General features: G+C 69.3%; 10 protein-coding genes and 1 tRNA gene. 10 read left to right on the forward strand and 1 reads right to left on the reverse strand.

Annotated features, from left to right (window positions below):
* Positions 1-522: a hypothetical protein gene (locus FJV41_RS24770; protein WP_246137391.1), complete on the forward strand. Its 522-nt coding sequence runs from the start codon at positions 1-3 to the stop codon at positions 520-522.
* A 150-nt stretch (positions 523-672) separates the two neighbouring features.
* Here FJV41_RS24770 and FJV41_RS24775 read toward each other — a convergent pair whose 3' ends face one another.
* On the reverse strand, positions 673-888 hold the full coding sequence (locus FJV41_RS24775; RefSeq protein WP_141645015.1) for a hypothetical protein: 216 nt from the start codon (positions 886-888) through the stop codon (positions 673-675).
* A 124-nt stretch (positions 889-1,012) separates the two neighbouring features.
* Between FJV41_RS24775 and FJV41_RS24780 the strand changes: the two genes are divergently transcribed.
* The 9 genes from FJV41_RS24780 to FJV41_RS24820 all read left to right on the forward strand — a co-directional run bounded on the left by FJV41_RS24780 (position 1,013) and on the right by FJV41_RS24820 (position 9,596).
* Complete coding sequence (locus FJV41_RS24780; RefSeq protein ID WP_141645016.1) at positions 1,013-1,465, forward strand: hypothetical protein; 453 nt, start codon at positions 1,013-1,015, stop codon at positions 1,463-1,465.
* A 251-nt stretch (positions 1,466-1,716) separates the two neighbouring features.
* A complete protein-coding gene (locus FJV41_RS24785; RefSeq protein ID WP_141645017.1) occupies positions 1,717-2,991 on the forward strand; it encodes a hypothetical protein in 1,275 nt (424 codons plus the stop codon).
* Between the two features lie 69 nt (positions 2,992-3,060).
* Positions 3,061-5,190, forward strand: a complete 2,130-nt coding sequence (gene glgX / locus FJV41_RS24790) for a glycogen debranching protein GlgX (RefSeq protein ID WP_141645018.1) — start codon at positions 3,061-3,063, stop codon at positions 5,188-5,190.
* A gap of 94 nt (positions 5,191-5,284) precedes the next feature.
* Complete coding sequence (locus tag FJV41_RS24795; RefSeq protein ID WP_141645019.1) at positions 5,285-5,923, forward strand: double zinc ribbon domain-containing protein; 639 nt, start codon at positions 5,285-5,287, stop codon at positions 5,921-5,923.
* Between the two features lie 105 nt (positions 5,924-6,028).
* Positions 6,029-6,679 carry a class I SAM-dependent methyltransferase gene (locus FJV41_RS24800; RefSeq protein WP_141645020.1) on the forward strand — a complete coding sequence of 217 codons (651 nt, stop codon included), beginning with the start codon at positions 6,029-6,031 and terminating at the stop codon, positions 6,677-6,679.
* 103 nt (positions 6,680-6,782) lie between these two features.
* Positions 6,783-7,166 (forward strand): nuclear transport factor 2 family protein, encoded by a 384-nt coding sequence (locus FJV41_RS24805; RefSeq protein WP_141645021.1) that lies wholly within the window; start codon positions 6,783-6,785, stop codon positions 7,164-7,166.
* Positions 7,167-7,204: 38 nt separating this feature from the next.
* Positions 7,205-7,972 carry a subclass B1 metallo-beta-lactamase gene (gene bla / locus FJV41_RS24810; protein ID WP_141645022.1) on the forward strand — a complete coding sequence of 256 codons (768 nt, stop codon included), beginning with the start codon at positions 7,205-7,207 and terminating at the stop codon, positions 7,970-7,972.
* Between the two features lie 258 nt (positions 7,973-8,230).
* A complete protein-coding gene (locus tag FJV41_RS24815) occupies positions 8,231-9,202 on the forward strand; it encodes a hypothetical protein (protein ID WP_141645023.1) in 972 nt (323 codons plus the stop codon).
* A gap of 322 nt (positions 9,203-9,524) precedes the next feature.
* Positions 9,525-9,596, forward strand: a tRNA-Lys gene (locus FJV41_RS24820).
* The last annotated feature ends 72 nt before the right edge of the window (positions 9,597-9,668 follow it).

Raw genomic sequence — 9,668 nt, forward strand, 5'->3', positions numbered from 1 at the left:
ATGAAGAAGTTCCTGAAGACGAAGCTCGTCCTGGGTTCGCTCGCCGCCGGCGCTCTCGTGTTTGGTACCGCCTGCAAGTCCGACTCGAGCGCGAAGCGCGACGACACGACGGCCCCGACGACGGACACGGGCACCACGACGGGCAGCGAGACGACGACGCCACCCGCGGGCACCACGCCGGACCCTGGCACGGGCGGCACGGGCATGGATGACCCGACGATGAGTCCACCGCCAGCCACGGACCCTTCCGTGGACCCGGGCACGGGCGGCACGGGCGTGGATGACCCGTCCACGAGTCCGCCCTCCGGGCAGGACCCGACGCTGAGCCCGCCCACGGGCCAGGACCCGACGCTGGACCCGGGCACGGGTGGCTCGGGCACGCTGGACCCCGCGGATGACACCGCCGTCGACCCCGGCACGCGCGGGGATGGCGACCTGACGCCTGACTCCAGCGACCGCGAGGACCCGTACGCGCCCGACACCAGCGCGCCCCGCGAGCCGGAGTCCGGCCGCAAGCAGTAGCCCCGCGCTGAATCGAGCGCACCCGATGCCCGCGCCCCGACCGGCGCGGGCATCACCATTTCTGGCGAGCGGCACTGGCTCGGACACGTCCGACAGCAAAAGGCCCGCGCCCTTTCGGACGCGGGCCTCGCGCACTCCATCTCATGACGTTCAGCTCACACTCGTCCCGGGATAGCGGCCGGGGTTCATCTGCGGCTCGATGATGAGCGGATCCTCATCCGCCCCGGGGGTGCCTCCGGGCCCCGTGCCCGGGTCCAACGTCGGAGGTGCGCGGCGCGGTGAGGACTCGTCCTCGGTTCCCGCCTCGCGCTTGGGGATGGTGGGAAGGGCATCGGGCGGAATGTGCAGCACGTCTTTCTTGCTCATGACGGCCTCCTTTCCCTCAACGTGGACGCCGTCCCTGCTCCGAGCAGCAAGCCCCTGCTTGAATGGTTGGCCAGGTATTGGCAGCGTCCCCGCCCGAAACCTTCTCAAACCGGAGCCCTCCGCCATGCGCCGTCTCCTCACGGTCCTCGCCGTTCTTCACCTCACCGCCTGCGCCACCACCCACACCAACGACCCGAGCAACCCCTCCGGGCCCGTCCCCCGCCCCGTGCCGCCCGACGCCAGCGAGGCGCGCCGGCTGGGCGCCGAGGCCGACAAGTTGCTGGAGGACGGCCGCTACGAGGACGCGCTCTTCCTCTACCGCAAGGCCTGGGCCGACGGCTTCCGCCACCCCGACGCGCTCTACTACGCCGGTGTCATCGCCGCGCGCGCCGGCAGCCAGGACGAAGCCATCATCTGGCTGGAGCGCGCCGCCGACCAGGGCTTCGCCGCCACCACGTCGCTGACCACCGAGCCGTCGCTCGAGTCCGTGCGCCAGCACACCTCCTGGGCTCGCATCGCGGAGAAGGTCGCCGCCAACGCGCGCAAGGACGCACCCGCCGCCGCCACCCAGAACTGAACCTCTCTTCAACTTCCGTGGCCTGATGCCTCCGGGTCACGAAAGCCTCACGTCACTGCAAGTCATTGCGGCAAGGGCAGGCAGGCGGACGAGCGAAAGTCCTCTCGCTCGTGACTCCGCGCGACGTGGAGCACGGGCCGGCAGGCACCCGGGGTCGGTGGCACCTTCAAGGCGAAGCGCGCTTTCCTGACAAGACGCGGAGACATGCCCTGTCCCCGGATGAACCGTCGTCCCAACCCGAGAGAGGCGTGATGAGTGTGAAGTTGCTGCTGGCCGGCCGGCGTGGAGGGGATGTGCCCTTCACGCCGTCATCCGAGAACGCGCGCTCCTGGTTGCGGCAGGTGGAGCAATGGTTTCAGGGGAACGCGAAAGAATGGCTGGAGAGCAGTCATCTGAGCACCGGCCCCCACGGCGCGCCGATGCTGCGACTGCGATTGCATCCAGCGGCGGGCGAAGTCTCCATCCTCGCGGCCAGCGGCGCGCGCGTCGTCATCTCCGCGGAGACGACGGCGGTGGGCCCGGGCTACCACGTCTTCCTCTGTGACTTGCTCAAGGCGATGGGTCAATCGCTGGACCTGCACTGGGCGGAAGCCGACGAGGCGATGGGCGTGGGAGACCCCACGGGCTACTTCCACACGGACGACGCGGGCCCGGTGGAAGTCCACATGCTCGCGTGGCTCCAGGAGTCCGTGGGACAGGTGCTGCGGCTGCGCAGCCGGGGTGAGTCGGGCTTCGCGATGTCGATGCGCTTCGGCCACACCTTCGAGTATCCCGGCGCGCTCCTGACGCCGCTGGGCCCTCGGGACGAGCGGTGGATGCGGCGCGTGTACGAGGACCCTCGGCTGGGCATGGATGTGTTTCCCTGGTGGAAGCAGGGCGTGGGCGCGCACGCGCGGCTGGGCCGGGCCCTGTGCCGGCTGTGGACGGAGGTCGTGTGGCGCCCGCCGCTGTTGGACGAAGAGCGCCGGCTCTTGCGCGAGGTGGCGCGCGCGCTGGAGCTGGCGTGGCGCGAGGACCCGGAGCTGGCGTACCCGTGGCGCGAGTGGCGCGAGGTGCTCGGCTACCTGGGCGTGGGTGGAACGCTCGCGGAGCTCGTCCACCGGCACGCGGCGTTCCACGCGGCGAGGGGGCCGTCCATCGGCTACCGGCGGGGCGCGGTGCAGGTGGCGCTGCCGGCGGGCTGGGAGATTCGAATCCCGGGCTCGCTGGCGGAGGCGCACCTGGAGGACGGCACCTGGGTGGCCAGGGACCATCGGCGCAGCGTGCGCTTCGTTCCCCTGGAGGACGCGACGGAGGACAGCCTGGCGCCCACCACCGCGGAGCGCCGGGCCATGGAGCTGGAGTACCGGGGCGAGCGGGTGAGCGGCCGCGCCTCGCTGCACATGGAGCCGGGCGAGTGCCGGCTGACGGCGGTGTGCAGCTCGGGCAGGCACCGGGCGCTGTGCGTGGTGAGCTTCGACGACCCGGAAGAGGAGGACTGGGCGCTGGGGACCTGGCGCTCACTGGACCACGCTGTCGCTGCTTGACGGTTGCCGGTACGCGGGGGCCATCCCACATTCAGCGGGCCATTTCCTTGAGAGGAATCGAGAGCCCGCATGAGCAGGGAGGTCTGGCCGGGGAAACCCTGGCCGCGTGGTGCCACCTTCGACGGCACGGGAGTGAACTTCGCCGTCTTCTCCCAGGTGGCCACGCGCATCGAGGTCTGTCTCTTCGACCCCGCGAATCCAACGAAGGAAATCGAACGTTTCCCGCTGCCGGAGGCGACGGACTTCGTCCACCACGGCTACGTGCCGGGCCTGGAGCCCGGGACGCTGTACGGCCTGCGGGTCCACGGCCCCTACGAGCCAGCGAAGGGGCACCGCTGCAATCCGCACAAGCTCTTGGTGGACCCGTACGCCAAGGCCCTGCACGGCGACGTGGACTGGAAGCAGCCGGTGTTCGGCTACCCGCTCGGCAACCCCCAGCAAGACCTGGCGCGCGACGAGCGCGACAGCGCGGCGGGGGTGCCCAAGGGCGTGGTGGTGAGCGACTACTTCGACTGGGGGAATGACCGCCGGCCGGAAATCCCCTGGCGCAAGACGGTCATCTACGAGGCCCACGTGCGCGGCCTCACCATGCGGCATCCCGACGTGCCCGAGCACCTGCGCGGCACCTACGCGGGGCTCGCCTCGCCGCCCATCATCGAGCACCTCCAGAAGCTGGGCGTCACGTCGGTGGAGCTGTTGCCCGTGCATGCGTTCGCGGACGACTCGTTCCTCAACGACAAGAAGCTGTCCAACTTCTGGGGCTACAACACGCTCGGCTTCTTCGCGCCCGAGCAGTACTACGCCAGCCGCAAGACACCGGGCGCCGCGGTGGCCGAGTTCAAGGCGATGGTGCGTGCGCTGCACGCGGCGGGGCTCGAGGTCATCCTCGACGTCGTCTACAACCACACCTGTGAAGGCAACCACCTGGGGCCCACGCTGTCGCTGAAGGGCATCGACAACGCGAGCTACTACTGGCTGATGCCGGACGCGCGCTACTACCTGGACTTCACCGGGTGCGGCAGCAGCGTCAACGCGTCGAACCCGAACGCGGCGCGGCTCATCATCGACAGCCTGCGCTACTGGGTGAACGAGATGCACGTGGACGGGTTCCGCTTCGACCTGGCCACGGTGCTCGGGCGCACGGGCGAAGGCGGGTTCGACCCGAGGGCGGCGCTGTTCCAGATTCTCCAGCAGGACCCGGTGCTCAGCCGGGTGAAGCTCATCGCGGAGCCGTGGGACGTGGGGCTCGGCGGCTACCAGGTGGGCGGCTTCCCCGCGCCGTGGCGCGAGTGGAATGGCAAGTACCGGGACGCGCTGCGCCGCTACTGGAAGGGGGACGAGAACCTCGCGGGCGAGGTGGGCTACCGGCTGACAGGGAACTCGGACCTGTACGCGGAGGCACGGCGCAAGCCGCAGGCGAGCATCAACTTCGTGACGGCGCACGACGGCTTCACGCTGCACGATTTGGTGACGTACAGCCACAAGCACAACGAGGCGAACGGCGAGCACAACCGCGACGGAGCGGACGACAACCAGTCGTGGAACTGCGGCGTGGAGGGCGAGACGGCGGACGCAGGCGTCGTCGCCTTGCGCGAGAGGCAGAAGCGCAACCTCCTGGCCTCGCTGTTCCTGTCCACGGGTGTCCCGATGATTGTCGCGGGCGACGAGATGGGGCGCACGCAGCGGGGCAATAACAACGCGTACTGCCAGGACAACGAACTGTCGTGGGTGGACTGGAAGCTGGATGCCCGGCGGGAGAAGCTCCTGGAGTTCACCCGGAAGCTCATCCACTTCCGACACCGGCAGCCGGTGTTGCAGCGGCGGCGCTACTTCAAGGGCGCGCACCTGTGGGACTCCGAGCACAAGGACCTGGCGTGGTTCCGTCCGGATGGGACGGAGATGGGCGCGGAGGACTGGAAGAAGCCCTTCGTGCGCTCGCTGGCGTTCCTCCTGGGAGGCGACGCCATCCCCACGCCGGACGAGCGCGGCCAGCGCATCATCGGCGACGCGGTGCTGGTGTTGCTCAACGCGCACCATGAGCCGGTGTCCTTCACCGTGCCCGCGGTGGTGACGGGCCAGCGGTGGGAGCTGGCGCTCTACACGGCGGACGACACCCGGGGCGCGGAGAAAGTCACGCCTCGGGGGAAGTTCGAACTGGTGGGCCGCGCGATGGCGGTGTTCCGGCAGGTGGAGGACTGAGCCACCCGGGCGTCCGAGGGCCTCGTCATCCGGGCGAGGCCCTGTTGCATCCGTGATAGCGTGACGGCGTGTTGCGGCAGGGAGCACGCACGACATGGCGATGATTCAGTTCACCCGGAACTACACGGACCGCTCGAACGACTACGGGTTCCAGTTCGAGTTCTTCTGCGACAAGTGCGGCAACGGGCACATGTCGCCGTTCATCGCGAGCAAGGTGGGCGTGGCCACGGGCCTCTTGCGCGCCGCGGGCTCGTTCTTCGGCGGGACGATTGGACGCGCGGCGCACGCGGGCACGCACCTGAAGGACGCGCTGCGAGGCCAGGGCTGGGATGAGGCCTACGCGGAGGCCGTGGACGCGGGGAAGCAGCACTTCAAGAACTGCACCCGGTGCGGCAAGTGGGTGTGCCCGCGCTCGTGCTGGAACGAGGGGCGCGGACTGTGCGAGGCGTGCGCTCCCGATTTGGCGGAAGAGGCGGCCTCCATCCAGGCGCACGTGGCGGTGGAGCAGGCGCGAGAGAAGGCGCGCACGGTGGACCACGTCGCGACGCTGGACATGAAGGAGACGCGGCTCGCGACGTGTTCGCACTGCTCCGCCAAGGTGGACGGCGGGAAGTTCTGCATGGAGTGCGGCAAGCCCCTCGCGGCCCGGAAGGTGAGCTGCGGGACGTGTGGCCTGGAGGTGCCGGAGAGCGCGAAGTTCTGCCCGGACTGTGGTGCTCCCCGGAACAAGTGACGCCACGGCGGAGGCTCCAGCGTTCATCCCAGGACGCTCACCGCACGGAGTGTCCGCGTGTGTTCCACGCCACCTGGGCCCTCCTCGTGCATAGGCTGCGGCGCCATGTCGCGGGATGCTCAGGAAGAGGACGTGAAGCAGGTGTATGGGGAGATTGCCTCGGCCTATGAGGCGCTCTTCCCCGTGCTTCACCGATATGAGGACCGCGTGGAGCGCTTCCTCGCGGAAGCGGTGACTCCGGGGTGTCGAGTGCTGGACGTGGGGTGCGGGCCGGGGCTCCATACGCGGGGCCTGGACGCCTCCATCGACGTGGTGGGAGTCGACCTGTCCCCGGAGATGCTGGAGCTGGCGCGACAGGCCCGGCCCGAGGGCGCGTGGCACGTGCACAGCTATCACCGCCCCTTCCCCGAGGAGTGGGGGCGCTTCCAGGTGGTGCTGGCCATCGGTTGCCTCGACTTCTGTGACGACCTGCCGCGCGTGCTGAGCCATCTCGCCGCGACGTTGGCGCCCGGGGGTCGGATGTTGTTCACGGTGCTGGAGCAACGGCCCGGCTTCGAGGGACATGAAACCGCCACGCATGAGGTCCAGACGGCGGGCCCGGCGGTGACGCTGCATCTGTATTCCTTCGAGGACACGGCTCGCGCCGTCGTGGAAGCGGGGCTGCAACCGCGCGACTACGTGCATGCCCCGGGTTGGGTGCAGCTCACCGAGGAGCGGACGATGTGGTTCGGTTGGTGGGACGTGGAGCGGGGGTAGCGTCGTCGCGATGGGAGTGGCGCACCCCGAGTGGGTGGCCAAGGCGGACTCGCGACGCTACAGACTCCACCGTGACTGGCATCGAGACAAGGGAGCGACACGGATGATGACGGAAGAAGACCTCCTCGCCGCCGAGGAGTCGCTGCGGCAGGCGATGCTCCGGGGTGACGTGGCCGCGCTCGACGCGCTCATCTCCGACGACCTCGTCTTCGTCAATCACACCGGACAGGTGTTCGACAAGGAAGCGGACCTGGCGGCGCACCGCTCGCGCGCGCTGCGCCTGACGCGGCTGGACGTGTCGGCGCCCATCATCCGCTACCTCTCGGCGGGCGCGGTGGTCATCGTCAGCGCCTCTGTGAAGGGAACCCACGACGGCACCGAGTTCGAAGCGCGGCTTCGCTACAGCCGCGTCTGGCAGTGGGTGGATGAGCGCCCCCAGGTCGTCACGGGCCAGTGCACGGTCATCCTCGGTGGCGAGCCCTCATGAATCGCCCCCTCTTCCGCACGAGGTCAGCAGCCCACGTCATGACCTCACAACGCCTTTGCGCCCTCGTCCTCACGCCCGTGCTGATGCTCGCTCCGGCCTGTACCTCGACACCCGGGCGCCCCGCCTCCACGGTGGCAACACCCGACACGGGCCCGAGTGAGTACACGCTCACGGAGGACATCTCCGTGCGCCGCATCGCTCCGGGTGTCTGGGTCCACACGACGCTGTCGGGCCCGGACTTCGGCCGCTACCCCGCGAACGGATTGGTCATCGAGGACGGCGCGGAGTCGCTGCTGGTCGACACGGGCTGGAGTCCGGCACAGACGGAGCACCTGCTCACCTGGGCGAAGGAGACGCTGCGCAAGCCTGTGCGCGCGGCGGTGTCCACGCACTTCCACGTCGACCGGACCGCGGGCATCCCGGTGCTCGTGGCGCGGAACATTCCGGTGTACGGGCTGGAGGACACGGTGAAGCTCGCGACGGAGCATGGACGGCCCGTGCCCACGGAGAGCTTCTCGGGAGCGCGCACGCTGGGGCCGGTGGAGTTGTTCTTCCCCGGTGCGGGGCATGCACGCGACAACCTCCTCGTGTGGCATCGGGACAGCGGTGTGTTGTTCGGTGGCTGCTTCGTGAAGGATGGAGCGGCGAAGGACCTGGGCAACGTGGAGGACGCGGACCTCGCGGCCTGGCCCGCGAGCCTGGAGCGCACGCGTGAGCGCTTCCCCGAGGCCCGCGTCGTCATCCCGGGCCACGGCGCGCCGGGCGGACCGGAGCTGCTGGAGCACACGCGGAGCCTGATTCCCTGAGCAGCACGAGGCGCGTGGTGGGCGGTGGAGCGCATGCTCGGCCGCGCCCCCTCTTCGGAGGGTGCGAGCGTTGAGCGGAGCACACGGGGTGGGTCGGAGCATGCTCGCCTGTCTGCCCGGGTCCGTTGAGTCGAGAACAGGCATCTTGCGCGAGAGGGCTCCGCCGAATGGGCGAGGCCTTCCATCGTTCCTACCGTGCCTTCGAGTGGCGAAGAGGTGAAGCACGGGCCGGCGGGCGGGATGGAAGGCGGGGGCGTCATGAAGCGTGTGGCTGCGGTGGTGCTCGCGGTGGCGGTGAGCGGGTGCGCGTCGGTGAAGGTGGAGCAGCGGGACGGTTGCTGGGTGAAGCAGGTCCGCACCTTTCCCTCCAGCTTCAAGGAAGAGGTGGGTCCCTGCGCGCGGCCGAAGCCGGAGTGGTCGGCGGACCGGGTGACACGATTGGTGCAGGAGTGCGTGATGCACGCGGACTACCGCTGGCAGAGCAGCGCGATGGTGGCCTGGAATCGCGGTGAGCCGCTGCCGACGCGCGAGCCAGACGAGAAGGTGCTCGAGGCGTGCATGGTCACCACGGAGAAGATGCTCTCGGCGGAGAAGGGGGAGTTGGAGCAGCGCCTGAGTGATGTCTCGAAAGAGCGCGACAGCTTGCGCGCCAACCAGGAGCAGGAGCGCGAGTCGTATCGGACGAAGCTGGATGCGCAGCGTGACGAGGCCCAGGCGGCGCTGGTGAAGGAGCGCGAGCGACTCCAGGGCAGCATGGATGCGCAGCGCGAGCACGCGCAGGCCAGCCTGGACCGGGCACGGGACCAGATGCATGAGAGCAACGGACGACTGGCGAACGCGCTCGGAGAAGCGGCGAAGCGGCCGACCCCGTCCGCGGTGGCGACGGCCACGTCCACCTCCACGAGCGAGGGCAAGGCGGACACGCGCAGCGACTCCAACTCGCGAGGTGACTCCCGCGCGCGAGGAGACTCCGCGACGCCGAGCAATCCCCGCGTGGCGAAGCCCATCGTGGCGACACCGACAAGCACCATGTGCTCGCTGCCCTCCAAGAGCGCCGCGAAGCAGGCCACGGCAAGCGAGACGGACACGAAGAGCGAGCCCCCGAGCTGCCAGCCGATGCAGCCCGCCGAGTCCACGGAGCCCGAGCCGTCCCTCGCGCCCCAGGCACAATCCCAGACGGCCTCCGTGCCGCTGCCGCTGAAGTCGGCGCAGCCGGGCGCGGTGGAGTAGCCCTTCCTCCCAGGCGCGGTGACGAACGTCCCGCGCTTGCGCAACGAATCAACCCTTTCGCCCGGGCGCGGTGACCCACGTCCCGCGCTTCGGCGAATCATCCGTTGTCAGCCTCCGTGCCACGGTGGCGTCCCTCGCCCCCGACGCATCTCTAGAGGTGTCACGGGGCTGTCCCTGGGCTCCTGAAGGCTGGACCGGGGCGCTCTGCGCTCACGTGCCGGTCAGGGTGTTCCCGGGTCCATCGTCCGCGGTGTCTTCCTCACATTGGTTGCGTCAGGCCGGCCGCCTCGAAAGCCATTTGAGTGGCCCCTCACGGGGACTCTCAGAACTAGCTCAATGGGAGAGCACAAGACTCTTAATCTTGAGGTTGAAGGTTCGACTCCTTCGTTCTGAACCGAATTGAAAACTCGGCTCCGCCAGGAAGCTCCACCCCGAGCCGGTAAGAGCGCTGGCCCACCCCGTCCAC

Source organism: Myxococcus llanfairpwllgwyngyllgogerychwyrndrobwllllantysiliogogogochensis (assembly GCF_006636215.1).
Taxonomy (GTDB): domain Bacteria; phylum Myxococcota; class Myxococcia; order Myxococcales; family Myxococcaceae; genus Myxococcus; species Myxococcus llanfairpwllgwyngyllgogerychwyrndrobwllllantysiliogogogochensis.